This is a genomic window from Pseudomonas sp. LJDD11 (assembly GCF_024584215.1).
GTDB lineage: Bacteria > Pseudomonadota > Gammaproteobacteria > Pseudomonadales > Pseudomonadaceae > Aquipseudomonas.
Map to the genome: position 1 here is coordinate 79,896 of NZ_JANJFL010000003.1, position 25,474 is coordinate 105,369.

At 60.6% G+C, this 25,474-nt stretch carries 22 protein-coding genes; 13 read left to right on the plus strand and 9 right to left on the minus strand.

Translation table 11 applies throughout. From position 1 onward, the window contains the following. Positions 1-46: 46 nt before the first annotated feature. A complete protein-coding gene (locus NRB16_RS05285) occupies positions 47-3,448 on the minus strand; it encodes a T6SS effector BTH_I2691 family protein (RefSeq protein ID WP_257105620.1) in 3,402 nt (1,133 codons plus the stop codon). Between the two features lie 341 nt (positions 3,449-3,789). Continuing rightward, positions 3,790-4,641 (minus strand): helix-turn-helix domain-containing protein, encoded by an 852-nt coding sequence (locus NRB16_RS05290; protein WP_257105621.1) that lies wholly within the window; start codon positions 4,639-4,641, stop codon positions 3,790-3,792. A 115-nt stretch (positions 4,642-4,756) separates the two neighbouring features. Here NRB16_RS05290 and NRB16_RS05295 point away from each other — a divergent pair, with 115 nt between their 5' ends. The 4 genes from NRB16_RS05295 to NRB16_RS05310 all read left to right on the plus strand — a co-directional run bounded on the left by NRB16_RS05295 (position 4,757) and on the right by NRB16_RS05310 (position 8,149). Continuing rightward, positions 4,757-5,896 carry a tyramine oxidase subunit B gene (locus tag NRB16_RS05295; RefSeq protein WP_045494774.1) on the plus strand — a complete coding sequence of 380 codons (1,140 nt, stop codon included), beginning with the start codon at positions 4,757-4,759 and terminating at the stop codon, positions 5,894-5,896. 76 nt (positions 5,897-5,972) lie between these two features. After that, on the plus strand, positions 5,973-6,395 hold the full coding sequence (locus NRB16_RS05300; RefSeq protein WP_045491384.1) for a RidA family protein: 423 nt from the start codon (positions 5,973-5,975) through the stop codon (positions 6,393-6,395). A gap of 33 nt (positions 6,396-6,428) precedes the next feature. Next, positions 6,429-7,724, plus strand: a complete 1,296-nt coding sequence (locus NRB16_RS05305; protein WP_257105622.1) for an FAD-binding oxidoreductase — start codon at positions 6,429-6,431, stop codon at positions 7,722-7,724. Positions 7,725-7,858: 134 nt separating this feature from the next. Next, positions 7,859-8,149 carry a hypothetical protein gene (locus tag NRB16_RS05310; protein WP_231906477.1) on the plus strand — a complete coding sequence of 97 codons (291 nt, stop codon included), beginning with the start codon at positions 7,859-7,861 and terminating at the stop codon, positions 8,147-8,149. A gap of 52 nt (positions 8,150-8,201) precedes the next feature. Here NRB16_RS05310 and NRB16_RS05315 read toward each other — a convergent pair whose 3' ends face one another. Next, entirely contained in the window at positions 8,202-9,344 is a 1,143-nt protein-coding gene (locus tag NRB16_RS05315) for an N-acetylmuramoyl-L-alanine amidase (protein WP_045491375.1), read from the minus strand. 86 nt (positions 9,345-9,430) lie between these two features. Between NRB16_RS05315 and NRB16_RS05320 the strand changes: the two genes are divergently transcribed. The 3 genes from NRB16_RS05320 to NRB16_RS05330 are packed head-to-tail and all read left to right on the plus strand — an operon-like array spanning position 9,431 to position 11,858. Continuing rightward, positions 9,431-10,123, plus strand: coding sequence for a metal ABC transporter ATP-binding protein (locus NRB16_RS05320; protein WP_257105623.1), 693 nt, complete (start codon positions 9,431-9,433; stop codon positions 10,121-10,123). Continuing rightward, positions 10,117-10,977 carry a metal ABC transporter permease gene (locus tag NRB16_RS05325; RefSeq protein WP_257105624.1) on the plus strand — a complete coding sequence of 287 codons (861 nt, stop codon included), beginning with the start codon at positions 10,117-10,119 and terminating at the stop codon, positions 10,975-10,977. Before NRB16_RS05320 ends, NRB16_RS05325 begins: the two co-directional genes overlap by 7 nt. Positions 10,978-10,982: 5 nt before the next feature. After that, positions 10,983-11,858, plus strand: coding sequence for a metal ABC transporter substrate-binding protein (locus NRB16_RS05330; protein WP_373568432.1), 876 nt, complete (start codon positions 10,983-10,985; stop codon positions 11,856-11,858). A gap of 58 nt (positions 11,859-11,916) precedes the next feature. Here NRB16_RS05330 and NRB16_RS05335 read toward each other — a convergent pair whose 3' ends face one another. Both NRB16_RS05335 and NRB16_RS05340 read right to left on the minus strand, forming a co-directional pair. Continuing rightward, a complete protein-coding gene (locus NRB16_RS05335; protein WP_257105626.1) occupies positions 11,917-12,672 on the minus strand; it encodes an alpha/beta fold hydrolase in 756 nt (251 codons plus the stop codon). A gap of 45 nt (positions 12,673-12,717) precedes the next feature. Continuing rightward, positions 12,718-13,269: a lipocalin family protein gene (locus NRB16_RS05340; RefSeq protein WP_045491362.1), complete on the minus strand. Its 552-nt coding sequence runs from the start codon at positions 13,267-13,269 to the stop codon at positions 12,718-12,720. A gap of 334 nt (positions 13,270-13,603) precedes the next feature. Between NRB16_RS05340 and NRB16_RS05345 the strand changes: the two genes are divergently transcribed. The 4 genes from NRB16_RS05345 (at position 13,604) to NRB16_RS05360 (ending at position 16,740) form a co-directional block, all read left to right on the plus strand. Next, a complete protein-coding gene (locus NRB16_RS05345) occupies positions 13,604-13,915 on the plus strand; it encodes a DUF6482 family protein (RefSeq protein ID WP_045491359.1) in 312 nt (103 codons plus the stop codon). Continuing rightward, positions 13,909-15,465: a cryptochrome/photolyase family protein gene (locus tag NRB16_RS05350; RefSeq protein ID WP_257105627.1), complete on the plus strand. Its 1,557-nt coding sequence runs from the start codon at positions 13,909-13,911 to the stop codon at positions 15,463-15,465. The genes NRB16_RS05345 and NRB16_RS05350 overlap by 7 nt, the downstream gene beginning before the upstream one ends. After that, entirely contained in the window at positions 15,462-15,608 is a 147-nt protein-coding gene (locus NRB16_RS05355) for a DUF2256 domain-containing protein (protein WP_084710080.1), read from the plus strand. Before NRB16_RS05350 ends, NRB16_RS05355 begins: the two co-directional genes overlap by 4 nt. Before the next feature lie 178 nt (positions 15,609-15,786). Beyond that, positions 15,787-16,740, plus strand: coding sequence for a DUF559 domain-containing protein (locus NRB16_RS05360; protein WP_257105628.1), 954 nt, complete (start codon positions 15,787-15,789; stop codon positions 16,738-16,740). A gap of 11 nt (positions 16,741-16,751) precedes the next feature. On the opposite strand, the gene NRB16_RS05365 is transcribed toward NRB16_RS05360, so the two are convergent. Together NRB16_RS05365 and NRB16_RS05370 are read right to left on the minus strand one after the other, a co-directional pair. Next, entirely contained in the window at positions 16,752-17,714 is a 963-nt protein-coding gene (locus tag NRB16_RS05365; protein ID WP_045491353.1) for an endonuclease, read from the minus strand. 143 nt (positions 17,715-17,857) lie between these two features. Further along, a complete protein-coding gene (locus NRB16_RS05370) occupies positions 17,858-20,455 on the minus strand; it encodes a patatin-like phospholipase family protein (RefSeq protein WP_257105629.1) in 2,598 nt (865 codons plus the stop codon). A 217-nt stretch (positions 20,456-20,672) separates the two neighbouring features. Between NRB16_RS05370 and NRB16_RS05375 the strand changes: the two genes are divergently transcribed. Beyond that, positions 20,673-23,189 carry a PAS domain-containing protein gene (locus NRB16_RS05375; protein ID WP_257105630.1) on the plus strand — a complete coding sequence of 839 codons (2,517 nt, stop codon included), beginning with the start codon at positions 20,673-20,675 and terminating at the stop codon, positions 23,187-23,189. 192 nt (positions 23,190-23,381) lie between these two features. Here the strand turns inward: NRB16_RS05375 and NRB16_RS05380 are convergent, their stop codons facing one another. Then, positions 23,382-24,089, minus strand: coding sequence for an NUDIX hydrolase (locus tag NRB16_RS05380; protein WP_045491346.1), 708 nt, complete (start codon positions 24,087-24,089; stop codon positions 23,382-23,384). Position 24,090: 1 nt separating this feature from the next. Beyond that, positions 24,091-24,627, minus strand: coding sequence for an adenylyltransferase/cytidyltransferase family protein (locus tag NRB16_RS05385; protein ID WP_045491344.1), 537 nt, complete (start codon positions 24,625-24,627; stop codon positions 24,091-24,093). A gap of 195 nt (positions 24,628-24,822) precedes the next feature. On the opposite strand from NRB16_RS05385, the gene NRB16_RS05390 reads away from it, so the two are divergent. Next, entirely contained in the window at positions 24,823-25,470 is a 648-nt protein-coding gene (locus tag NRB16_RS05390; protein WP_045491342.1) for a nicotinamidase, read from the plus strand. Positions 25,471-25,474: the final 4 nt, after the last annotated feature.

Consider the following 25,474-nt stretch of genomic DNA (forward strand, 5'->3'; position numbering starts at 1 on the left):
GGCTAGTACAAGACAGAGGCGGCTTGGGTTTGCGCTGGCGTCATTCTTAGGATGTAAAAAATATTTGCCTGGCTTTGTCACGGTCTGAATTTTTCACCAGCAACTCGGTTTCGCTTAGCCCATCAGAACTCTCGGTGCCGGATACCTTGAGATCAATTTGATAAAGATATCCGGTGTCAGTCGGTGATGGATGTGCAACATCAGCTGGATACCAAATTTGTAACTCTAGATAGGCCGCCTCTTTATCCAGAGGTATCCAGGTGTGCCAAATAATATCCTGGCCCTCTTTTATTTCTGGAATGAACGCCAGGGGTGCGCTTTGGGAAGGACGCTGATTGTCAATTTTTCCCCACTCGCTGATGGGTTGATAAGTTCCATTTTTGACAAAATCTTCTTGGATTGACGTGTCTACTTTTACCGTTGTGAAGAGCTGTAGCCGTTTTCGGCTACTGATGATATCAAAGAGGACGCTATTGCCTCTGACCCTCTCGGGAAACCGAATCTGTACCCACGCACCGTTTTGCGTGACGTGTGGAATATAGTTTCTGCCCATCTGGATGAATTTGAAGGTTCGTGTGCTCTTCACCAGTATGTGTGGGCATAACTGAATTTCCATAAAGCTGCGTAATTCCTCCTGTTGCCCCTCGAAGGTATCAGGGTAGCGGTTCTCTAAGGTGACAGACCAGTAGCAGCGACGTAGCCAGATGCCGATATTGTCTTGCTTTCGGTAATTAATAAGTTTGCTGGCCAGCAAGTAGATCAAACCTCCTATTACGGTAATGACGGCAGCCCAGCCGCCGAGTGCCAAGGTGGCTGTGCCTATTGCAAGACTGCCGGTAAGCAATGCAGATAGGATTGGTGCTGCTGCAACAAACCCCATAAGACTTGCACCGAAGGTCTTGATTCGCAGAAGTGTTCTATCTGTCGGCGTCTTGGTTTTTTCTATTTCATCTATTAGCTCCCATACTTCTAATGCGGCTCCCAGTCCCCCAGCCACACCCGCTGCAAAAGCCCTAATGCGAAAACCACGAACTGCAGTAGCCCAATCGGGTTTTCCCTGCGCTTTCCAATACGCAGCCGATCTGCCCATTATGGATATGCTTTTCGTATTGATAACGACCGGCTTGGCATTCCTCACCACCTCCCAAGGCGCTTCCAGATACAGCACCATCATCAGGTTGAGGCTGTACCCCATGTTGTAACCCAGCTTCCTCAGGTCTTTACCGTCAATCTTCCCGTCACGAGTGATATCGCTCCAGACAAAGGCGGTGTTGAAGAGGTTGAGGGTGATCACCGTCCAACTGATACCGGCGCCATGAATGCCCAGGCGCTGGCTCCACTGGCGTACGTGCTGGCTCCAGTCTTTGGCCACGTTTTTGCCGGCCTGGAAGAAGTTGTACATCTCGCGCTTGAACTGCTCGGCATAGCGTTGGTGTCTGAAGTCCAGAAGATCAGGCAAGACCATGGCATGAGCACTAATGCGGTCGGCGTGTGCCTGTAGCTGGATCCCCAGGCTGTGCCGATCATGGCGGTTGGCAGCGTAGTACCAGGCTTGTTGCAGGCTGCGCAGTTGCTGGTCATACAAGGCCGTAAGGCGTTTCCATTCGTTGATGCGCACCATGAACTGGCGGTCGATGGCCAGTCCTTCGGGCGTATTGCCCAACAGCTGGCCGATCAGCAGGTTGCGCAACAGAATCGGCAGGGTCTGGGGCTCTGTTCTGGATAGCTGGGTGTTGGTGATCATGGCGGCGCTGAGCATGCCTTGAGCGATGGCTTTGCCAGCGCCACTGGCCAACTCTTGCATGGCCTTGAGCGTCGCCTGGGCAGTGGCATCGAGCGCTTTGTACCAGGCGCTGTTGGCAAAATCCCGGTGGTTGAGGGCGTTGTTGAGTTCGCCAATGCGCGTACCGAGGTTGGTCACATCGCCCATGCCGGCGAGCAGCTTGTTGGCCTCGGTGTCCAGAGCCGCCTTGATAGCGGGGGAGAAGCCGTAGCGCTGGGTGCCAAACAGGGTGGTGGCTTTATTTTCCTGTGCGGTAAGCCATTTGAGGGTCTCCTTGTCTTGCTCCAGGATGGTGGTGAGGTTTTCCTTGATGGTTTGCAGGTACAGCAGGGTCTTTGGATAACCGGTATCTATGAACAGGGCGTCTGGCTCAAGGCCAATGTGTAGTGCCCAGTTTTGAATATCCGTGCGTGTGTCGCGCACTCGCTGCAGCAATTGCTCATGCACAGGCTGCTGCTGTTGCAGGCACTGCCGCGCTGCCTTGAGGTCAATCTCGCGGCGCCACTTGCTGCGCTCCAGCCAGGTATCAATATCTGCCTGATTCGGTGCCTTGCCGTATTTCTCTATCAGGCCCTGAAGCAGTGTGGCGCTGCGTCGGTTTCGGTGGTGGGGGCCTCTGAACATCTCCACGGCTTCAGGGGCCACGGTGGCGTTCTCTTCGTAGATACGCTCTTCCAGCTCGTATTGTTCCAGGTAGCCTTCGGCGTCTATCAGGTATTGCTGCGCGAGATAAGGATCTGCCTCTTCGGCTTTCGACAAGGCAGCTGTATTACCGCACAGGTGTATAACGTCCCCGGCAATCTTCAACCGATGCTCATACTCAGCCTCCCAGTGCTGCAAGGCGGCGATGTCGCCTGCCATCTGCATGCCCAGATCACGGACCAGTGTCAGCGGATCGTCCAGGGCAATCAGCAGGGCGCTGTCCTTGTCCGGCACGCTGCCCAGCCAATGCACGTCCGCGCCCAGCGTCACCCACTCGTCCTGGGGCGGTTCTTCAGGTGTGCGGTCGGGTTCTCGGGAAGGAATGGCCGTGTCGTCGAAGCGCCCGTCATCGGTGACCTGGCCGGCATCAATATCGGCCACGGCGGTGGCCAACTCGCCCAGCGGCAGGGTACCCGGCTCATTCATGGTGAGGCTGTAACTGCCCAGGTCCAGGCGCTTCATCCAGCGCTTGCGGCTGTCCTCGTGCGAGCGCAGATGTTCGCAGATGCGCCAGGTCCATTGGATTGGCGCAAAGGCAATGTGCAGCACATGGTCGCGCGGGTAGGAGAGGTAGGGCTGCCCGGCATCGCTGCCGCTGCGCTCGTTCTGGCCTATGTGGGCGCTGCTCCACTTGATGCGTTGCAGGTGTGCATTGTGTGCGCTGTAGGCGTACTCGTGCAGCGTGCGTGCGGTCTCGTCGAACACGTAGACAAAACCCTCGTGCAACTGGCGCAAGGTGTAACTGCGGCTTTTCAGCGGCGGCAGGCGTGCCCATCGAGCGTTCCGGGCCAGCGGTTTAAGCACATTGGGATTGACGTCATAGCGCGAGCGATCCAGGGCATAGCGCACCGGCACAATGGCAATTTCCGGCCCCTTGAACGGGCAGAGGCTGGTGCCGCTGAGCGGGGTTCTGGAAAATTCGTTGGCGCAGCGCTGGCGTGGGGTGCCGAGTTTCTGATTCATCTGTCCGGTCCTTGGCCCGGCGAATCGCGCCAGGCAGTGGGGCAGACAAACCAAAGAATGTGCCGTAAATAATATTTTTCTTATTTATCAGGTAGATAGATCATTAACGCTGGGGCTTTACAGAATTTTTGTGCAAAAAATCCGCAACAATCGCGCAGCTTGTTGCGTTCTGCCGTGCAGGCGGTTGCGCACCGGGTGGCGTCACGTGATATGGCCTTTAGCAGGGTAAAAGCAGAAATTTTTACGTAAGGGCCGGTCATTCGTTGCGCAGTTTACGATCCGCTGTACCCAAGCGCGGTTTACTCATGAAGGGACAATGAATTTCAATATGCTGATTAGAATCAAGCGTTATGTAGCGCTTCTTTGAGGGACGCGTCATTTCTTCCAAGTACCCGGATCCTGCCGTTGTACGCCCCCTGAGTTACCCGCCTTTGATAGTCATTGGGTGTGGTGCTGACCAGTGCCTTGAAGTCGCGCATAAAGTGCGACTGATCGGTAAACCCCAACTCCAGCGCCAGCTCCGAACACGGCAATGTGCCGTCCGCTGTCAGGCTGCTTAGCGCCGCCTGGCAGCGAATGATGCGGCAGAAGGTCTTCGGGGCAATGCCGGTGTCTTCACGGAACTGACGCTGCAAGGTCCGGCTTGTGTAGCCACTCATGGCTTCAAGCTGGTGGACGCGGATATCGCCGCGTCGGGCGATGATGAACTCGACCAGCTTGCCGCTCAGCCCTGAGGTTCGCCGGGCCAGGGACTGGCCGGCGAGGCGGCTGAAGACGTCGGCCTGGTTGCCCAATGCCGTGGCCTGGGCAATCTGCTCGATCAGTTGTTGGGCGCAGGGCAACACATCACACAGATCCACTTCCTGCTCCGCCAGTTCCCCGGTCAGATTGGCGACGAAGCCGGGAATCACACCGGGCTGAAAACGCACGCCGAAGTAACGATGCCGGTTCAATAACTCGACCCGCTTGGCGCGCAGTGGCGTGCCGCAGACCCTTGCGGTGGGCCGATGGCTGTCGCAATCAAAGAGGATATCGACGCAGCCGTCGGGCACCGCGTAGGTCAGGTCGGCCGGCTGGTCCACCTCCAGCGCATAAAAGTGCGAGATCGCCGAATGCGCGTCATGCATCACCCAATAGCCCGATGAGTTGAGGACGAACCAGGGTTGCTCGCAGGTGCTGGTGGTGGTCGTCATTGATGCTACTCAGACAAGTCTGCTGTCAGGACCGGGCCTGTCCGATTTTTACAATACGCCCTTGAACCCGCTCCCTAGACTCGAAGCCACTTTGTCGCCGTGCTTCGAGATCAACATGACCAATAATACGAAGATCGATTTCATTTACTTGTCTGAGCCGGACATGATTCGCGCTGGCGTCACCGACATGCCGTCTTGCGTCGATACCATGGAAGAGATGTTCGGCCTGCTATACCAGGGCGACTATCGGATGGCCGGGCCGAACAACGACTCCCATGGCGCCATGGTGACCTTCCCGGAAAACTCGCCCTTTCCGAACATGCCCAAGCCCACCGCCGACCGACGCATGATGGCCATGCCGGCCTATCTGGGTGGCAACTTCTGCACCGCCGGGGTCAAGTGGTACGGCTCCAACATCGCCAACCGCGACAAGGGCCTGCCGCGTTCGATCCTGATGTTCACCCTCAACGACGCCGACACCGGTGCCCCTTTGGCCCACATGTCGGCCAACCTGCTGTCGGCCTACCGCACCGGGGCGATTCCCGGCGTCGGCGCACGGCACCTGGCGCGTAAAGACTCGAAGGTTATTGGGCTGCTCGGGCCAGGGGTGATGGGCAAGACTTCTGTCGCCGCGTTCATGGCCGTGTGTCCGCAGATTGACACGATCAAGATCAAGGGCCGTGGGCAAAAGAGCCTGGATGACTTCATCACCTGGGTGCAAGTGACCTTCCCGCAGATCGTCAACATCCAGGTGGTCGAGACCCTCGAAGAGGTGGTGCGCGGTTCGGACCTGGTGACCTATTGCAGTTCGGGCGAGGTGGGCGACCCGGCGCTGTACCCGATGGTCAAGCGCGAGTGGGTCAAACCGGGTGCATTTCTGGCCATGCCGGCGGCCTGCAATATCGATGCAGGCATGGAGCAGGCCGATGTGCGCAAGGTCGTCGACAACACCGGCTTGTACCAGGCCTGGTTCCACGAGTTGCCTAAACCTGCGCACCACTGCGTGCCGGTAATCGGCGTGCGGTTTATGGACATGATCGCCGAGGGGCTGCTCAGGCCTGAGCAGGTCGAGGACATCGGCAAGATCATCGCCGGTGACGCGCCTGGCCGCCTCGATGATGCAGAGATCATCCTGATGTCGGTGGGCGGCATGCCGGTCGAAGACGTGGCCTGGGGCACCGTGGTGTACCGCAACGCCATCGCGCGCGGCATCGGCGTGAAGCTCAACCTGTGGGATACCCCGGTGCTGAGCTGAAAACCGGCTAACGAATATTCGCAGCTAAAGCTGCTCCTGCCGGGATTTCCCGTACCCGGTTCATTAAGGAATACCCATGACACAAATCATCAAGCTCAAAACCGGTTCGAAATTCGAAGAAATGGGCAGCTACTCGCGACTGGTCGCGGTAGACAACTGGATCTACGTGTCCAATACCGCCGGCCGCAATCCGCAGACCAAGCTGATTGCCGAAGACCTGACCGAGCAGACCCACCAAGTGTTCGCCAACATCGAAGCAGCCCTGGCGGCGGTCGACTCCAGCCTGGCCGACGTGGTGTTCTCGCGCGTTTACGTGCAGGAGCCCAAGGATGTCGAAACGGTGATGGGCATCGTCGGTGAGAAATTCCGCGGTATCGACCCGGCAACCACCGTGACCTGCCCGCCGTTGGGCTCCACGGTCTATAAGGTGGAGCTGGAAGTGACTGCGTTTCGCGGCGCAGCCAGTGCACAACAGCAACGCATTACCCAGTCCCGGTGACCGGTGTCTTTCACTTCAAGCGAATTTCTTGCCATGGCTCCCACTATTGCACCCGTGCGTACTTTCACTGAGCTTCCAGCATCGACCACGGTGGTGATCATCGGCGCCGGCATCATTGGCCTGACCGCCGCCCTGACCCTGGCGGAGCGCAAGATTCCGGTGGTGGTGCTGGAAAAGGGCCGGGTTGGCGGCGAGCAGTCGTCACGTAATCTTGGCTGGATTCGCAAGACCAATCGGCACGCCGCCGATTTGCCGATGGCCCAGGCCGCCGACCGGCTGTGGGCGCAAATGGCTGAGCGGGTTGGCGTGGATGTGGGTTACCGGCAGGCCGGGATCATGTTCATTGCTCGCACTGAAGCGCAACTGGCGATGCACGAGAACTGGCTGAAAAGCGTCGAGTCTGTGGGGCTGGATTCGCAGCTGCTGAGCAAGCAGCAGATTGCCCGCCATGTGCCGCACGGGCAGGGCGACTGGCAGGGCGGCATCTATACCCCATCGGACGGTCGTGCCGAGCCGACGCTGGCCTGTAGCGCGATTGCCAATGCCGCCATCGCCAAGGGCGCGGTGATCCTGGAGAACTGCGCCGTGCGTGGCCTGGCCACCAGCGCCGGGCGGGTCAGCGGGGTGGTGACCGAGCGCGGCGAGCTGCGCTGTGAGCAGGTGCTGTTGGCTGGCGGGCTGTGGTCACGGCGCTTGCTTGGCAACCATGGCGTCAACCTGCCGACATTGCCGCTGACCTGTTCGGTGCTGCGCACCACGCCGATGGTGGGGCCCACCGATATCGCGGTAGGCGCGCCGGACTTTTCGTTTCGCAAGCACATCGATGGCGGGTTCATCATCACCCAGCGCGGCAAGCTCGATGCCTTCCTGACCCTGGATCATGCGCTGCTGGGCACCCGGTTCTTGCCGCAGCTCAAGGCGCAGCGGGACTTTTTGCGCATTTCGCTGGGCAAGCACTTCTTCGATGACCTGAAGCTGGGGCGTCGCTGGCGCGCCGACTCGGTCAGCCCGTTCGAGAAGGTGCGGGTCCAGGACCCGGCGGCCAACAACGAGCTCAATAACGATGCGTTGCGTAATCTGAGCGCTGCCTGGCCGATGTTCAAAGACGCGCAAATCGCCCAGGCCTGGGCCGGTACTATTGATGTGACACCGGACTCCAACCCGGTGATCGGTCCGGTGGCCAGGCTTCCCGGCCTGACCCTGGCCAGCGGCTTTTCCGGGCATGGCTTCGGTACCTCACCGGCGGCGGGGCAACTGGCGGCGGATCTGCTGTCGGGGCACACACCGATCATCGACCCGGCGCCGTACCGCTTCGAGCGTTTGGCCTGAGCGCTGAAGAGATGCCGGTATGGCAGGATACTGGCCCCCTGAACGGATAACGCTCCCTATGATGCTCGCCATTTTGAGCCTGGAAGCTGAGCGTTATGCGGTGTGCCCCTTTGTTGATGATGGTTGGAGTACTGATGGGATTGGCCACAACGGCGCAGGCCAGGCCGGTGACCCAGAACCAGGCGCAGATGTGCCGCTGGGGTTCGGAGGTGGCGAAGAATGCCCAGCAGTTCAAGCTTTCCGGCAAGACCCTGTACAGCACGCGCAAAGCAATCGAGAACCGCCAGTATTCCAGACCCTGGATGAAGAAAATGGCGGTGGGCATCACCGAACAGACCTTCGCCAGCCGCAGCCGGATGAACCCCAAGGAAATCAAGGACACCTACTATCAGGGCTGTCTGCGCCATGAAATGGCCCGGCGTTGAGTCTGGGCGATAACGACCGCGCTCGGTGATGCAGCGTTGAATACAGGCTCCGTCAGGCCAATCGGTTGTTCTTGAAGTGCTGCTGGATGCCCTCGTAGATGGCCTGGGCCACCCGGTTCTGATGACGCGGGTCACACAACTGGCGGCAGTCGTTGGGGTTGGAGATAAATCCGGTCTCTACCAGAATCGACGGAATGTCCGGTGACTTGAGCACGGCAAAGCCGGCCTGTTCAACGCGTTTCTGATGAGTACCGGCTACCTGGCCAACGTTATCGAGGATGGTTTTGCCCAGGCTCAGGCTGCTGGTAATGGTTGAGGTCAGCGACATATCCAGGATCACCCCGGCGAGCATCGGGTCTTTGTCCTTGAGGCTCAGCAGGTCGCGGGCGCCGATCAGGTCAGCCTGGTTTTCCCGGTCGGCCAGCCACCGCGCGGTGGTCGAGGTGGCGCCGTTTTGCGACAGGGCAAATACCGAAGCGCCTGAGGCGGTCTTGCGCGGCGCGGCGTCGGCATGCACCGAAATGAACATGTCGGCATTGCGTTTGCGCGCGACCTCGACACGTTTGCGCAGCGGGATGAACACATCGTCATTGCGCACCAGATGGGCTTTGAAGCCGGCCTGGCGATTGAGCTTTTGCGCCAGTAACCGGGCGATGGCCAGCGCCACCTGCTTTTCCTGCTCGCCTTTGGGTCCCAGTGCGCCGGGGTCTTTGCCGCCGTGCCCAGGATCGATCACCACCACAATGTCGCGGCTGACTGATTTGCCAGCCATGGCCGGTTGCTTGAGGCCTGGCACTGCCAGGCTGCGCAGTTCCAGTTGCAGCGACTGACGATTACCCGGCCCTGGTTGCAAGGTGATGCTGTGCAGTTCAACGGCGTCCTGCAGGTCCAGCACCAGACGCATGCCTTGGCCCTGTGCACCACTGCGTATGGCTTTGAGCAAGGTGTTGGGCAGCGGCAAGTCATCGAGCCGGGTCGCCAGTTGCGTCTGCTCCAGGTCGATGATCAGCCGCTGCGGCGCTTGCAGGCTGAAGGTCCGATAGCGACTCGGGCCGCTGAGTTCGAATGCCAGGCGCAGACTGTCCAGACCCGATTCGACGCGGGCGGCCAACAGTTGTTGCGAGGCTTGCGCGCTCAGACTCAAGGGCAGGGTGATGCTGGCCAGCAGCAGTTGCAGGAGGTGGCGTCGTTGCATGGCGTGGGGCCTGGGTAAAAAGGACTAGTGACATTGAATTGTTATAGTGTAACACTTTGGTTCATTGTCCAGGCCATGACTCGCACATGAAATTTGCTCCTGCGCTGTCCACCGTAATCTGTTGTCGAGCCTTGCAATGGGGGCCACAGGGTCGCCCGTTGACGGCGCCGCTTGACCTGGAGGTTGCTTACGGCTCGCTGACCGCCATTGTGGGCGGCAACGGCGTGGGTAAAACCAGCCTGCTACGGGTAATTGCCGGTGTGCAAAAGCCATTGTCGGGAACGGTCACCGTCAACCTGCCGCGGCGCACGCCGGTCGGGTTTGTTCAACAGCAACAGGCGATCGACCGGCAGTTTCCGATCAACCTCGCGCAGTTGGTGCAGACCGGTTGTTGGGGCGGGCGCTTGTCAGGTACTGCGCGGCGGGAACGGCTCGACGCGGCATTGGCGACCTGGCACCTGGAAAGCCTGGCCGGTTACAGCCTCAGTGAGCTGTCAGGCGGACAACTGCAACGGGCGCTGCTGGCGCGCCTGAGTCTGCTGGATGCACCGCTGTTGCTGCTCGACGAGCCGGACGCTTCGCTGGATCAGGCCGGCCAACAGCTGCTCTGGCAGCAGATCCGCGGCTGGCAAACCGCCGGCAAAACCCTGTTGCTGGTCTGCCATGACCTGGCGAAAGTGCGCGACCACACTGACCGCTGCCTGATCATCAATCCTCAGGGCTGTAGCTGGCAGGCAGATACCGATGCTCAGGTTGCTCAGCGGAGGCTGGCATGCTAGATCTGCTGTGGCAGCCTTTTATCGAGTTCGCTTTCATGCGCCGCGCCTTGCTCGGCGGCATGCTGCTGGCGGCCAGTGCCGCGCCGCTGGGGGTATTTCTGATTCTGCGGCGCATGAGCCTGATTGGTGATGCGATCGCCCATGGCATTTTGCCTGGCGCAGCCGTGGGCTTCTGGATCGCCGGTTTGTCGCTGCCGGCATTGACCCTCGGTGGCCTGAGCGCCGGGCTCGGCGTCGCTGGCTTATCGGCGTGGATCACCCGCAAGACCGGCCTGCGCGAAGACGCCAGCCTGGCGGCGTTGTATCCGATTTCTCTGGCGTGTGGGGTGTTGCTGCTGGGGTTGGCGGGGCGGCGTCTGGACCTGCTGGGGTTGTTGTTCGGTTCAGCACTGGCGGTGGACCAGACCACCCTCAACGCCATGCTCGGCGTGGCCTTGCTCAGTACCGTGCTGCTGGCGGTGATTTACCGGGCACTGTGGCTCGACTGCCTGGACGCTGCCTTTTTGCGCAGCGTCAGCCGCGTCGGCCCGTTGGCCCACGGTGTGTTTCTGGCCTTGGTGGTGCTCAATCTGGTGGTCGGCTTTCAGGCTATAGGCGCACTGATGATGGTCGGCCTGATGATGTTGCCGGCCGCTGCAGCACGCTTCTGGAGTCGCCGACTGCTCAGCCAGTTGCTCTGCGCCGCCGCCATCGGCGCGGCAGCGGTGTACAGCGGGCTACTGGTTTCCTATTACGCCGCACTGCCCAGCGGGCCGGCCATCGTTGCCGCCGCCGGTGTGGCTTATCTGTTTTCTGTGGTCGTCGGGCCGGTTCATGGCCTGCTACGGCATTCCACCTCGCCTGTGCCTGTTTAAAGGAGATGTTCGTGCGCCTGATTCTCTGGCTCTGCCTGTTTTTACCTCTGACCCTCAATGCCGCTGAGCCAATCAAGGTGGTGACCAGCTTCAGTATCCTGGCTGATATGACCCGGCAGATCGGCGGTCAGCATATTGAGTTGAGCAATATCGTCGGCCCGGATGCCGATGCGCATACCTTCGAACCCACGCCTGAAGATGCGCGGCACATCCAGCGCGCGGCACTGGTAATCAGTAACGGTCTGCATTTTGAGCCCTGGCTTGACCGGCTGATTAGCAGCACACAGACCAAGGCACTGGTTATCCGCGCCAGTGACGGGGTGATCCCGCGCAGCATGGACGAAGACGGGCAGTTGATTGCCGACCCGCACGCCTGGAACAATCTGGCCAATGCCAAGATCTACGCGTCCAACATCAAGCGTGCCTTGTTACAGGCCGACCCGGACAACAGCGTGGCCTACGAGCGTAACTACCAGGCGTACATCGGCAAGATCGAAGCGCTGCTGGTCGTGGCCCGCCAGACCTTCGACAAGCTGCCGCCCGGCAGCCGCCATGTAGTGACCTCTCATGACGCTTTCGCTTATCTGGGCCAGGCCTATGGCATTCGCTTCTCGGCGCCGCAAGGGCTGTCGACCGAGCGTGAACCGTCGGCGGCAGAAGTGGCCACGCTGATCCGTCAGATTCGCGCCGAAAACATCAAGGCGCTATTTGTCGAGAACATCAAGGATGGCCGGCTGCTCAAGCAGATCGCCGAAGAGAGCGGGGCGCGGATCGGCGGTATTCTGTATTCCGATGCACTGGCTGCCCATGGCCCGGCGTCGACCTATCTGGGCATGTACCAACACAACATCGAAACCCTCGGCAAGGCATTGGGTAACTGATGCATGAGCTGTCGACTCATAATGCCCTTTGTAGAGGCAATCTTGAGCGCCGGATCAATCAAACCTGCAATGACGCAGCAAACCCCAGCATCAGTTCCGCCAGTGCCTGGGGTGTCTGCAAAGGCATCAGATGCCCGGCGCCGGGCATCACCTCAATACGGCTGTCAGGAAAATGCGCGAGGGTGGTCCGTGCCTGTTCCTGCGGCCCCGGCACCTGCTGGTCATCAGCACCGCATACCAGCAGCACCGGGTAGGCCAGGTTGCCGATCAGGTCGCTCCAGTCTTCGCGGCTGCCATGGTCGACCCAGGCGCGCCAGGCGTCCAGGTTGACCTGCCGGGCGTCGGCAATTGCCACCTCGCGCAAGGCATCGGGTAACCGGTGCGCGCTGGACTCATCGATGAAGGCTTCTGCCTGCTGGCGTGTGCACTGATAGCCACGCTGGCGATCGCGGTCCTGCTCGCTCATTGGCTGCGGGCCGGGCGGTGAGGGCGCGACCAGGATCAGCCCGGCGAGATACGCCGGCCGCCGTGAAGCCAGCACCACCGCCACTTTACCAGTCATCGAATGGCCGACCAGAATGCAGCGTTGCAACCCCAGGCTGCGTATCGTGGCATCCAGATGATCGGCCATCTCGCTCACGCTGTAGCCGCTGACCTCGGCGGCATCACCAAAGCCTGGGGTATCGAGGGCAACACAATGATGGTGACGGTCGAGAAACGGTAAAGCCGCTGACCAGGTACGGTGTGAGCCACCGAGAAAATGCATGAGAACCAGAGCAGGAGAGCCCTGACCTTGTCGGCTATGTGGAAGCATATCAATGGCCTTGTCCGGATTATTCATCACAACTGTCTGGATGCTTCAAGGTTCCTGGCGCCAGACCAGTTCGCGGGTGTCATAGCCCTGTTGGCGGGCGATCTCCAGCAAATGATTGCGGGTCTCGTCAGTCACTGCCGGGGTACGTGACAACAGCCACAGGTAGTCGCGGTCGGGATGGCCCACCAGCGCCACGCGATAGTCCTTGTCGTGGTACAGCACCCAATACTGGCCGCGGCTTACGCTGGGGAACAGCCGGCTGAACCAGTTATCGAAAGTCACCCAGAGTTTGTCGGTCTTGCCGGCAACCTGCGGCTCGGCAACGCCTTGGACCTGTTGCGACTGGCCATCGGCGTCGGTGCAGCTATTGGTGACGTCGATCTTGCCATCGGCCCGCAAGCCATACTGGGCTTGGGACTGTACGCAGTTGCGCTGGAAGAACATCGGCAGGCGCGCCAGTTCATACCAGGTGCCCTGGTAGCGCTGCAGATCAACCTGCATGGTCGCAGGCGCATTGTGCTGTTCATCGCCGGACCCCGCGCAACCGGTCAGGGTCAGCAACAGGCAGGAGCAGAGCAGGGTGGTGCGCAGGGTCATGGGAATCTCCTTGATTGATCAGAGCGGGTCTAACAGGCTGTTGCAAAACTATCTGCTGGCTGGGCGCCTTCGGCGCTACGCGCGCCATTGCTGCGTTAAAAACAGGCTGGAACGCCAGCCCGGTCAAAATGCTCATTTACAACTTGTAAAGTCGAGCGCGACTCCGACCGTTTTTCGCCTGTTTTTGCCTTGCACTGGCTGCCTCGCCAACGTTTTTCAACGGCCTGTTAAGTATCGGAGTCGCTAATCGGCCAAAAGTTAGCGCGAACTTGAGTATGGAATTAAAATTCCTGTACAAGCTCTATTGGCTGTACAACTTTGCGGAGCTTTCTCCATGAACCTGAACACGTTGGTCAGCCTGGCCAAGGCTGGCGAGGTCGATGAACTGGAGCTGTACTCGCTGGAGGGTGGCATTTACATGTTGCGGGTCAAATCGCAGTTGGGCAGTCACGACTTGCTCGACGGCCGGGGCCGGGTCATGCATTTGCGTTCCACCACGCATTTGCGTGATTTGTTGCATGACCACCAGTTACCGCCGCTGCCCTGTGTGCTGATCCAGCATGTGGTGCATGACGAAATGTGTGGACGCCGCGACGGTCCGGTCGAGCCCTTGCGCCTGCCATTGAACCTGGAGCGCCAGTGGTAGAGGCGCCTCATACCACGGCGCACCCGAAGCTGGGTCTGATTCTGGGCGATCAGTTGTCCTTCGAGCTTGATCTGTTGCAGACCCTGGACCGGCGCCGTGACGTGCTGCTGATGGCTGAAGTGCGTGACGAGACCCGTTACGTGCCGCATCACCCGCAAAAGATCGTGCTGATTTTCAGCGCCATGCGCCATTTTGCCGAAGCGCTGCGTCAGCGCGGCTGGCAACTGATGTACGTGAAGCTGGACGATGCCGGCAACAGCGGCAGCATTGCCGGCGAACTGCTGCGCTGGCAGGCGCACCTCAATGCCAGCCAGGTGCATGTCACCGAGTGCGGTGAATGGCGGCTGGAACAGGCGCTGCACGACAGCGGCCTGCCGCTGGTCTGGCACAAGGACCGGCGTTTTCTCTGCTCGCGGCACTACTTCGCCGGTTGGGCGGCAGGCCGCAGCCAGTTGCGCATGGAGTCGTTCTACCGGCTGATGCGTCAGCGTGGCGGCTGGTTGCTGGAACCCGACGGCAGCCCGACAGGCGGGGCGTGGAATTTCGACAGCGACAATCGCAAGTCGCTCCCCCGAGGGCTACGCGGCCCCTTTGCCGCGCGGTTTGCCCACGACCGCATGACCGCTGAGGTCATTGGCCTGGTGCGCGAGCATTTCACTGACCACTACGGCAGCGTCGAGGGGTTCGATTATCCCGTCACTCACGGCCAGGCGCAGGAACTGTGGCAGCACTTCATGGATTTTGCCCTGGCCGCTTTCGGCGACTACCAGGACGCCATGGCCGAAGGCGAGCCGTTTCTGTTTCATGCGCGGATCAGCGCGGCGCTGAACATCGGCCTGCTCGATGTGCGCCAGTTGTGCGATGACGTCGAACAGGCCTACCGCCAGGGCCGGGTACCGCTCAACGCCGCCGAGGGCTTCATTCGCCAGTTGATCGGCTGGCGTGAATACGTGCGCGGCATCTACTGGCTGCGCATGCCCGAATACGCCGGGCTCAATGCGCTGGGCAATCAGCGCGGTTTGCCAGACTTCTACTGGACTGCCACCACCGGCATGCGCTGCATGGCCCAGACCATCGGCCAGACCCTGGAGCTGGGTTACGCGCATCACATCCAGCGGCTGATGATTACCGGCAACTTCGCGTTACTGGCCGGCATTGCCCCGTCAGCCATCTGCCAGTGGTATCTGGCGGTGTACATGGACGCCTTCGACTGGGTGGAACTGCCCAACACGCTGGGCATGGTGATGCACGCCGACGGCGGTTATCTGGGCTCCAAACCGTACTGCGCCAGTGGCCGCTATATTCAGCGCATGTCTGACTACTGCGGGGCTTGCCAGTACTCGGTAGAGCGCAGCGTTGAAGAGGATGGCTGTCCGTTCAATGCGCTGTACTGGCATTTTCTGATGCGTCATCAGGCGCAGTTCGCCAGCAATCCGCGCATGGCGGTCATCTACCGCAATCTCGATGACATGGACGAGACACGCAAGCAGCGGCTCTGGCAGCGCGGCGAAAATCTGCTGGCCAGGCTGGATGCCGGGGAGGCGTTATGAAAGGGGTCAGCAAAGCTGACCTGCCGCACAAAATCTGTGTCGTGTGCGGCAGACCGTTCAGTTGGCGCAAGCGCTGGGAGCGTTGCTGGGATGATGTGAAGTATTGCTCCGAGCGCTGTCGGCGGCATGCAAAACCCCGATAACCAGAACTCAATAGCTCTGATACATACAGCGTAAGTCGACTTTTCCTACAGACTTGGCCAGAATTGGCGATTCATTTTGATATTACGCACGAAACGGCCGAGTTATTGCTGCAAAGGTTGCTCCATCGCCTTATGCGTCAAACCTATCTCGCTGATTTTGCATAGCCAGGCAGGCGCTATGACCCACCAGGATTGGTTGAAAAAACACGAAGCGGCATTCGGCGGGCAATTTGAACAATTGTTCGCGCACAGCGTTCTTCCCTTGGTTCCCGGCATTGATTTCTCGACCATCAACGTTCAGTTCCCGTTCAAAGACAGCAACGGCAAGCCGCGATTTTGCGATTTCGTGATCGAGGAAGATGGCGATGTTCGCATCGCGATTGAAGTGGACGGTTATGACAAGCGCGGCACCGGTTCGGGGATGTCGCATGCTGAGTTTGTGGACTGGCAGCGACGCCAGTCATCCCTGACGTCGCAGGGCTGGTTCGTCTTGCGATTCGCCAATCGGGATGTCCGTGACCAGCCAGGCCGCTGTGCCGAGCACATTGGTCTCTTGCTCAAGCGCCAGCGGGCAAAGGCCAGGGACGAAACATTGAACGCTGAGGAACACCGCAGGCTTGAAACCCTGGCGGCGGCTCAGAAAAGTGAAATAGACACGCTTGCAAGGGAAACCTCGATCATGAAGTACTCAATCACGTCGCTCACGGTCCTGGTGGTTGTGTTCATGTTGGCGTTTTTTTTCAAGGACAGCGGCTCCGAAGCTCGTGCCGTAGCGGTCAGTCAGGCAGCTCCTGCGCTGGGCTCGCCCTCAGGGGCTACCTGTGATAGCCCGTTAGACTGGCGAGCGGCTTCCGACAATATCGGTCAGGTCGCCGCCATCACCGGGCCGGTCATCCGCGTTACTCAAAAGGACAACGTGAAAGGCCAGCCAACCTGGATTGAAGTGGGGGCCGCCTACCCGAACAGCTCGCGGTTGGTGCTGATTGTCTGGGGTCCGGACCGCGAAGCATTCGGTTCACAGTTGTCCTCGACACTCGAAGGCAAGGTGGTTTGCGCGATTGGCATGCTTGAGCGTTACAAGGGCGTGTCGCAGATCGAGCTTAAACACGCCAGCCAGCTTCAGCAGCGCTAGAGTTCCCAGCGTTACTTGCAGTTGCCGGCTTTCTTGTAACCCGCGGCCAAGGCTTGCGCTTCGGTTTCGAAATAGACCCGATTTTTTTCCTTGATCGCGCTATAGCTTGGGCAGCCTTCGGGCAAGTGATAGCTATTGCCGTTCTTGCTGGCGATGATCGCGCCTGAAGTGCTGGCTGTTGCCGCAGCCGGCTCACTGACAGTGGCAGGCTTTGCAGCAATAGCACTGACCACGCCATCACCCACCGGTTTGTAGCCGTCTGTCCAGACACGCTCGCCGGTCACGAATGGATTGCTGTGGCCCATGATCGCTGCGATGCGTTGATCACGCAGCTTTTCCCAAGGTTTGACCGGGTGCTCTTTGTTCCAGGCCATCAGCAGTTGCTGCTGCTGGCGCGACATGTTCAGGTTGTAGCGATCGAACATATAGAAAGTGGTCCGGGCTACCAGCCCCTTGACCTCATCACGGGGTTCGGCGACTTTCTGGGCGAAGTCCACTTTGGTCTGGCACTGGCCGTACTGCGGTTTTTTCGAGGTGACCATACCGTAGCTGAAGTTGCCGCGGTCGCCGTTCACTTCACCCACTGCGGGGTAGAGGTTGAACAGGTTGGCTTCCATGACACGGAACACCGGGTCGTCCTTTTCACAAAACTCGCGGCCGCCTTTCTGCCAGCACTGGCGCTGATGGCCGAAGGTCCAGGCGGGGACGATGTGCTCCCACTCGGTGCGTTCGGCACGTTCGTTCTGGTTGCGTGGCTGGTAGCCGCACGCTTTCGGATTGAGTTTGCCACCGGACTTGCCTTCCCACTCCCACTGGCAACCGCAATACAGTTCGCCAAGGGCGCTATTGGCCTGGTCGTTGTAGATCTTTTCCTTGGCCACGACTTTGGCCTCGGAGAAGTTCGAAGGTGGCGCGGCCAGGGCGGGCGCATTGCAGGACAGGACAAGACTCAACAGCAGAAGCAGTTTTTTCATGGGCGTTTATCGGCACCGGGCAGAAGAATGGGCGCGCGATTATACGCAGCTCGCGGCGCCAGGGTGACCGTCAATGCGATTTCCTTGCGCCAAAGCGTCAGAACCCGGTATCCAGAGTCAGGACACCGGGCTGTGCGGGTGGATCATTGCTGCAAATAACGCCACAGCGCATCACTCACGTCGCTCGGCTGGCCGTTACCGAACAGGGTTTGGCCGATCTGCAGGCCCAGTTGCCGATAGCTTTCGAACTGCGCTTCGTTGAAGAACTGGTCCGCAGTGCTTTCGTTGGGAAAGGTCGGATGCGCGTTGGCGTAATTGAACACATCCACCGGCAGGCCAGTAATGACTCTGGGTTTGAGCAGCAGGATGCGTGCGCTGGTAACGCCCTTTTGGTCGAGCACATTGAACAGCATCGCGCAGCGGCGGCTGTCTTCAGGTGCCGTGCTGGCGAAGCTGCCGGCATGGCCGAAGTAGGGCGCCAGCGCAGCGACCCCGTGCACGCCTTGGTCCTCGACGATCTCCAGCGCCTGATCGATGCGGGCCAGGCGGATCAGGTTGGCCAGGTCATTGAACGCGAAGTCCGGATCGGCGCCGCAGTCGCAGGTGACGATCAGCTCGATATCACGCCCTTCGCGGATCAGCTCGTAGGTTGCAGTGTTCTCAAAATGGCCGCCGTCAGACAGATACTGGTAATCGCGACGTACGCCATGAAAATGCGCGCTCAGCTCGTAGAACAGGTAGGTCTGGGTCGCAAACACGCGGCTCCAGCCCTTGTCACGCCAGACGCGGTCATCCCTGGGCTGTTCGCCGGGTTCAAGGAAGTTGCTCGGCCACCAGGTGCCCAGCCGCAGGTTGCTCAAGCCCAGACACAACGAGGTGCCCAGTGTCGTGGCCCGGCCCAGGCCGGTGGAGACCGCCGCCCCCGAGGTCGCCACCCAGTGCGCCAGGCCCAACGGCTGCTGGATCTCGCTGCCCCAACGGCTCTGCTGCGAGCGGGCACGCGGGTAGCCGTCGAGCACATAACTGACACTGTCGGCACCTGCGCGCCCGCTCGGCGCCAGGCACAGGGGCATGCCTTTGCGGTCACGCTGTACCAACTGCTCGGCCGGGTCGACAGTGAGGTTCATGGTCACGTTGATCAGGTGCACCGGCGCGCAGGTGGTGGCGCTGTAATAGTCCTCGATAGCGATATCGTCACCGGGCAGTGCTTCGGCAACACTGAGGCGCTGGCGGCGAATCTTGCCGCTTGCGCCGGCAAAACGCAGGCCGTTGGAGGCGCCAAGGTAGGCCCGCGCCAGGCGGCTGCTATAGAACGACTGCAACGAAGACTGGTTGAGAAAACCGACAAACCGCCCGGCCACCAGGCTCAAGACCAAGGCGACGGCGGCCAGCCCGGTCAGGCGCAGCAGAGTCCCGGACGCTGGACCTTCGGCTCGTACGAACTCCACCAGCAAGCCCCAGATCAGCGCTACCAGTAGAAAAATCGCAAGGCCGGCCACGCTCGCGATCAGCCCCAGTGGCAGACGGCTCAGCCAGCCCAGCACGGCTTTGCCGTCCAACAGCCCGGCCAACCCGCGAACGGCGGCAATCAGTGCCGGCAACACCACCAACGAGGCGCGGTACTCGCTGTCATACAGCGCCTGAGCCAGCCACGGCACCAGCGCGAGAAAGCCCAGCGCCAGGGTCAGGATCAAGGCTTGAGCCAGGTAACGGGTGACCATCACCCGATAGGTGCCCACGCTGCCCCAGACCGGTAAAGCCGGGTCTTTGTTGCGCTTGCAGCGCAGATGCAGTGCGACTGCAACACACATCACGACACCCAGCCAGGACAGCCCGCCACTGCCGAGCAGAACCGCCGACAACGGCGGCGCAAGGCCTGGCGCGAGCAATCCCAGGCCCAGCAGCAACGCACCGGCACCCAGCGTGGCGAGAACCGCCCAATTGCACAGATTTACCGGGTCGTTTTGATTGTCGCGGGCGTAGACCATCCAGAACGCCAGCATCAGCGGTATCACCGCAAGCAGCACGGACCCGGCCGGCAACCACCAGAGCGAATTGCACAGCACTGCGCTCAAGACGCTATTGGCAGCGCACAACGAACTTCCGGCTACGGCGACCTGTAGCAGCGTCGCCATGGCCAGGGCAAACAGCAACGGCATGCCGATGACCAGATGCACGGCCATCAGGTTGCGCAGCGAGATGCCCAGCAAATAGAACAGGTCACCGGCCCCGGTAGGGGTCAGGTAACGGCCGTTTTCCCGCAGCCAGGCCAGCGGCGCTGCACCTGCCGGCGCACGGGCATAATCGGTGCTGGTATGAATACGCCCTGGCGGTTCGTAGTCCAGTACCTCATAAGCCTGTTCGGCCGCTGTGACTGGCGGGTTGGCAGAGGCTTCAGGCGCCTCGTTGCCACGCAGGCGGCCCGGCACGAACAGACTGCCAAAGAACGAGCCCAGATAGCCGCCGCCGCTGACCGTCGACAAGTAATCGAAGCGGCTCAGCAGGCGTTTGCCAGCGCCTGGTTGGCCTGGCGAAGCATCGGGCGCCTTGGCCCTGGCCAGGGCTTGCAGCACGCCAAGGTTGAATGTCGCGCTACGGATCCCGCCACCGGACAGGGCCAGCGCCCAGTAGCGGCCGTTTTTCGGCGCCAGGCCCAGCAGGCGGCGGCGCTCGGTGATGCGCGCGTGCTCGGCGTTGAATTGCGCTTGCTGCTCAGGCGAAGCCGATTGTTGCGCGTCCATGTGCCGTCCCGTTGAATATGAGTGGTGGTCCTTGTTGAGCCGGAAGATAATGCATGGCGGCAGCCATTTGCCAGCATCGAACGGCACGATTCTTCATCGTTCCTGTCAAAGGCACTTGTTGTACCCGTGCCCGAACGGTGCCTGATCGTCTAAACACCCTGCATAGGTAGTTGCAATCCTGAAAGATCTTGACCGTACAGCGCTGGAAGCCGAGGTGATGCGCCTGCGGGCGGCCCTGGCCGAAGCTGGCCTTCACGCCCCGGGTGCTTGCGCAGGCGCGCGCAAGTCCGAAAGCTGCGCGACCGCGCGTGCCATCGAAGAGACTCAGGAGCGCTACCGGCTGGTGGCCAAGGCGACCAACGACGCAATCTGGGACTGGGACCTGCAGGGCAACCACGTGCAGTGGAACGACGCACTGCAACAAGCCTATGGCCATTGCCCTGGGCCTGACGACATGACCGGCGAGTGGTGGATCGCGCAGATCCACCCCGATGACCGCCAGCGCATTGATCACTCGATCCATGCGGTGATCGACGGCAGCGCAACCTCCTGGACCGATGAATACCGTTTTGTCCGCGCCGATGGCTCGTACGCCGAAGTGCTCGATCGTGGTCATGTGATCCGGAATGCTGACGGCCAGGCCACGCGGATGATTGGCGCGATGCTCGACCTGAGCCATATGCGCAGCGCCGAAACCGCCTTGCGCGAGAGCGAAGAGCGCTACCGGACCATTCTGGAAACCATCGAAGCGGCCTTTGCCATCGTCCAGGTGAAGTTCAACGAGCAGGACCAACCGGTGGACTATCGCTTCGTCGAGGTCAACGCGGCCTTCGAACGTCAGGCCGGCGTCAACCTGCGCGGCAAGTGGGTGACCGAATTCGCGCCGAACCTTGAGCCGTTCTGGTTTCAAACCTACGGCCATGTGGCCAAAACCGGTGAGCCGGCCAACTTCGAGAACTTCGCCGAAGCCTTCCAGCGTTGGTTCGACGTACGTGCGGTGCGGGTCGGTGACCCTGCGCAGCGCCAGATCGGGATCTTTTTCAGCGATGTCACCGCGCGCCGCACTGCCCAGGAACGGCTGCGGCTCAGTGAAGCGGTGGCACGGGAAAACGTCGAGCGCGTGCAACTGGCTCTGGCTGCCGGGGCCATCATTGGCACCTGGCACTGGGACTTGCCCACCGATCGGTTCACGGTCGACGAAGGGTTTGCCAAGGGCTTTGGCCTTGATCCGGCGCTGGGCCGGGTCGGGCTGAGCCTGCGTCAGATAATCGACACCGTGCACCCGGACGACACTGACGGGCTGATCGAGGCAATCAACGAAGTGGTCGCTCGCGGCGGGGCTTATGCCCATCAGTACCGGGTGCGCCGCGCTGACGGCAAATATTACTGGATCGAAGCCAATGGCCGGGTCGACCATGCAGCGGACGGCACGCCGCTGAGTTTCCCCGGTGTGCTTATCGACGTGCAGGAGCGGCGCACGGTAGAGGCCGAGCGTGATCGCGCCACCGCCGCTTTGCGGGCCATCAACGACACGCTGGAATTGCGCGTGGCCGAACGCACCGCAGAACTGATGCAAGCCGAAGAAAAGCTGCGTCAGTCGCAGAAGATGGAGGCGGTCGGTCAATTGACCGGTGGCCTGGCTCACGACTTCAATAACCTGCTGGCCGGTATCTCCGGCGCGCTGGAGCTGATGGACATGCGCATCGCCCAGGGGCGGCTCAAGGATGTCAGCAAGTACATCAGCGCCGCTCAGGGTGCAGCCAAGCGTGCGGCCTCACTGACCCACCGGCTGCTTGCCTTCTCGCGGCGTCAAACCCTCGACCCGCGGCCTACCGATATCAACACGCTGGTGGCCGGTATGACCGAGATGATCCAGCGCACCGTCGGGCCGGGCATCGAGATCGAAGCCTTGGGCCAGGATGAACTTTGGCCGACCCTGGTGGATATCAGTCAGCTTGAGAATGCCTTGCTCAATCTGTGCATCAACGCCCGCGATGCGATGCCCGATGGCGGGCGGATTACCATCGAAACGGCCAACCGTGAGCTTGATGCCGTCACGGCCGCTGCCTATGAGGTTGGCGCAGGCGACTATGTCGCCCTCAGCGTCACCGACACCGGTACCGGCATGCCGCCGGAAGTGATCGCCAAGGCTTTCGATCCATTCTTTACCACCAAGCCGATTGGCCAGGGCACCGGCCTTGGCCTGTCGATGATCTACGGCTTTGCCAGGCAGTCTGGCGGCCAGGCGCGGATTTACTCGGTACCCGGACAAGGCGCCACGGTGCGCTTGTACCTGCCCAGGCATCTGGGCGAGGCGCAAAAGGAGGAGGGCGATGCCGAACGCGAGTTCACGGCCACTGCCTCATCCGACGAGGCGATTCTGATCGTCGATGACGAACCCACCGTGCGCATGCTGCTGGCCGATGTGCTTGGCGAACTGGGCTATACGGTCATTGAAGCCAACGACAGCATGGCCGGGCTGAAACTGCTGCGCTCGGATATGCGCATCGATCTGTTGATTACCGACGTGGGCCTGCCCGGCGGGATGAACGGCCGGCAAATGGCCGACGCCGGGCAGGAAGTACGTCCAGGCCTCAAGACCTTGTTCATCACCGGCTACGCCGAAAGCGCCGCGATTGGCTGCGGGGATTTGGGCGAAGGCCGGCTGGTCCTGACCAAACCCTTCACCACCGAAGCCCTGGCCACACGGGTACGCGAGTTGATTGGCTCCTAGCGGCAGCTTTAGCTTTCAATACATTCCCAGCAGATGCTGTGACTTTCCTGGCCCTTTCGCGACCAAGGTCGCTCCCACCGGGGACATACAGTACCTAAGTGACCCGTATTGGCTTTAGCTGCGAACGGTTTCGCATACGCTTCGCCGCTAAAGCGGCTCCTACAGATGCCGTGGCGATGCCTGAGCGACCGATCAGTCCAAAAAGCTGCGATCAAACAGGTACAGACTCTCGGGCCTGAGATTGTCCAGGGTCGCCTGCGGCCGGCCGCCGTCGCCGTTCTTTTTGCGCCCTGATTCACGCAGGTAACCGGCCTCAGTCATTTTCAGCAAACGCTGGCGGATGCTGGTCTTGAGCACCGGGCGTTGCAGCACCAGCGAGAAAATGTTCACCGCCTCCGGCGCGCTGAATTCCGCCCCCAGAAACATCAGCGGCAGGCTGCTGTACATCGATTTGGACAACAGCCGCTCATGACAGCCGGCAACCAGCCTGTTGTGGTCAAAAGGCAGTTTGAAGACCCCGGAGGCAGCCTCTTGCAACGACACAAAGCGTTGCCCTTCGCCCGGTTCAACGCTGCTGCTGACAATCGCCAGATAGTAAGTCGATGAAGACCAGCAACGCGGATCACGAAACGCATCGCCCACGGTGCCGACCTGTTCACTCCAGGCCAGCGGCATGGCGACCTTGCTGGAGCTGCGCAGACGCTCGAGCGCATCGTCCAGAGTGCGGTCTTCGACATCGCCATTGACCACGATACCGGGCAGCGCCCAGTGCCCGGCGTAGGGTTCGTTGTCGCGCTGATTGAGCAGGATCTGCAAGGTCTGGCTGGTGCGACAGTAGCGCAGCACACACAGGTCGATGGTGTGCAGGTAAGCGGCTCTTGGGGGGGTAGGGGCTTGCATGTCAATGTCCGGCAACGGCGTAGTGGCGATAGTTTAACGGATTGAGGCCGGGGGCCAGCCAGTGTTCAGGCAATGCTTCTCCTTGCAACAGGCGTTCACGCAGAAGGCTGCTGCGCACCGGGGCCTGCTCGGCAATGCTGATCACTGCAAACCTGCGCAGTAAGGCTTCGCCCTGGTAGAAACGGGGCAGTTGTTGCAGCACATCCGGGCCGACCACCAGGGCCAGTTGCCGGTCAGCGACGCCCAGGCTGGCGGCCAGGTGGTCGAGTAACGCATAGCTGTAGACCGGCCCTGGTTGATCGGCTGCCAGTTGCTGCTCCACGTCGCTGACGCTGATTGCCGCTGCCTGCAAATGCGTGACGATGCGCTGCAGCCAGTCCACGCGCAATGCGTGATCGGCCATCTGCTTGCCATCCGGGTGCCTGAAGCTGGGCACCACCAACACCCGGCGCGCCAGACGCGCGGCTTCCAGCATGACGTTTACATGGCCGATGTGAGGCGGGTTGAAGGCGCCGCCATAGACTGCGATCTCGTACATGCCTGGTTACCTTTTATGAGTACACGTCATATACCTTATAGCAGTTTCACGCGCTGCGTAAGCCACGCGGATGAAATGAGAACCCTGCCTCAGAATGGAGTTTTTCGCACGCCAAGACTGTGGTGGATGAAAAAACGGATTGCATCAAGAGTACATGACGTGTACCTTTGGCTTCACGAACAGGAGGTACACGACATGAACCGCTCCTTCAGCACTACCGCTTCTTTCGATGTTGACGCCCAGAAGGGCTTCACGCCGCTTTGCCCCGCTGAACTACCGGTAGCCGGTGGTGATCAGATCGCCAGCGATCTGAACTTCATCGCAACCCTGGCCAGCGTGCGGGTCGGCAGCAAGGATGCACACAGCCCCAACGCCCCTTGGGTGGTTAGCGGCCATGAGCAGATGCTGCAACCCACGGGGCTTGCGCATGCCGACCTGACTTGGGTCAGCCACTGCGTACCGGGCACTGAAGGTTTTGACTTGCTCGACGAACTGCCCGCGCCCTATGACTACGACTACTTCGTCTGGAAGGGCGTGGAGCCGGACTTTCACCCGTACGGCGCGCTGTACCACGACCTGCACGGCAAACTGTCCACCGGGGTGGCGCAGTACCTGGACAGCCGGGGGATCAAACAAGTGATTGTCGGTGGCCTGGCTCTGGACTTCTGCGTCAAGACCACCGCGCTGCAACTGGTCGCTGCCGGCTTCAAGGTGATCATTCACCTGCCGGCCTGCCGCGCTATCAGTGAGGCGGGTGCTGCGCAAGCGATCCACGAGATGCAACAAGCGGGCATTGCCATCGGCACCACCCGGGAACAGACCGCCAGACTGGCCAGCGAATAAGGAG

Coding starts and splice junctions, on each gene's coding strand:
- NRB16_RS05330 (WP_373568432.1), top strand. CDS start 10,983: ATGTTCGTGCGCCTGATTCTCTGGCTCTGCCTGTTTTTACCTCTGACC.
- NRB16_RS05315 (WP_045491375.1), bottom strand. CDS start 9,344: ATGCAACGACGCCACCTCCTGCAACTGCTGCTGGCCAGCATCACCCTG.
- NRB16_RS05380 (WP_045491346.1), bottom strand. CDS start 24,089: ATGCAAGCCCCTACCCCCCCAAGAGCCGCTTACCTGCACACCATCGAC.
- NRB16_RS05390 (WP_045491342.1), top strand. CDS start 24,823: ATGAACCGCTCCTTCAGCACTACCGCTTCTTTCGATGTTGACGCCCAG.
- NRB16_RS05360 (WP_257105628.1), top strand. CDS start 15,787: ATGACCCACCAGGATTGGTTGAAAAAACACGAAGCGGCATTCGGCGGG.
- NRB16_RS05295 (WP_045494774.1), top strand. CDS start 4,757: ATGACCAATAATACGAAGATCGATTTCATTTACTTGTCTGAGCCGGAC.
- NRB16_RS05325 (WP_257105624.1), top strand. CDS start 10,117: ATGCTAGATCTGCTGTGGCAGCCTTTTATCGAGTTCGCTTTCATGCGC.
- NRB16_RS05370 (WP_257105629.1), bottom strand. CDS start 20,455: ATGGACGCGCAACAATCGGCTTCGCCTGAGCAGCAAGCGCAATTCAAC.
- NRB16_RS05375 (WP_257105630.1), top strand. CDS start 20,673: ATGCGCCTGCGGGCGGCCCTGGCCGAAGCTGGCCTTCACGCCCCGGGT.
- NRB16_RS05305 (WP_257105622.1), top strand. CDS start 6,429: ATGGCTCCCACTATTGCACCCGTGCGTACTTTCACTGAGCTTCCAGCA.
- NRB16_RS05335 (WP_257105626.1), bottom strand. CDS start 12,672: ATGCTTCCACATAGCCGACAAGGTCAGGGCTCTCCTGCTCTGGTTCTC.
- NRB16_RS05285 (WP_257105620.1), bottom strand. CDS start 3,448: ATGAATCAGAAACTCGGCACCCCACGCCAGCGCTGCGCCAACGAATTT.
- NRB16_RS05345 (WP_045491359.1), top strand. CDS start 13,604: ATGAACCTGAACACGTTGGTCAGCCTGGCCAAGGCTGGCGAGGTCGAT.
- NRB16_RS05300 (WP_045491384.1), top strand. CDS start 5,973: ATGACACAAATCATCAAGCTCAAAACCGGTTCGAAATTCGAAGAAATG.
- NRB16_RS05340 (WP_045491362.1), bottom strand. CDS start 13,269: ATGACCCTGCGCACCACCCTGCTCTGCTCCTGCCTGTTGCTGACCCTG.
- NRB16_RS05385 (WP_045491344.1), bottom strand. CDS start 24,627: ATGTACGAGATCGCAGTCTATGGCGGCGCCTTCAACCCGCCTCACATC.
- NRB16_RS05290 (WP_257105621.1), bottom strand. CDS start 4,641: ATGACGACCACCACCAGCACCTGCGAGCAACCCTGGTTCGTCCTCAAC.
- NRB16_RS05365 (WP_045491353.1), bottom strand. CDS start 17,714: ATGAAAAAACTGCTTCTGCTGTTGAGTCTTGTCCTGTCCTGCAATGCG.
- NRB16_RS05320 (WP_257105623.1), top strand. CDS start 9,431: ATGAAATTTGCTCCTGCGCTGTCCACCGTAATCTGTTGTCGAGCCTTG.
- NRB16_RS05355 (WP_084710080.1), top strand. CDS start 15,462: ATGAAAGGGGTCAGCAAAGCTGACCTGCCGCACAAAATCTGTGTCGTG.
- NRB16_RS05310 (WP_231906477.1), top strand. CDS start 7,859: ATGGGATTGGCCACAACGGCGCAGGCCAGGCCGGTGACCCAGAACCAG.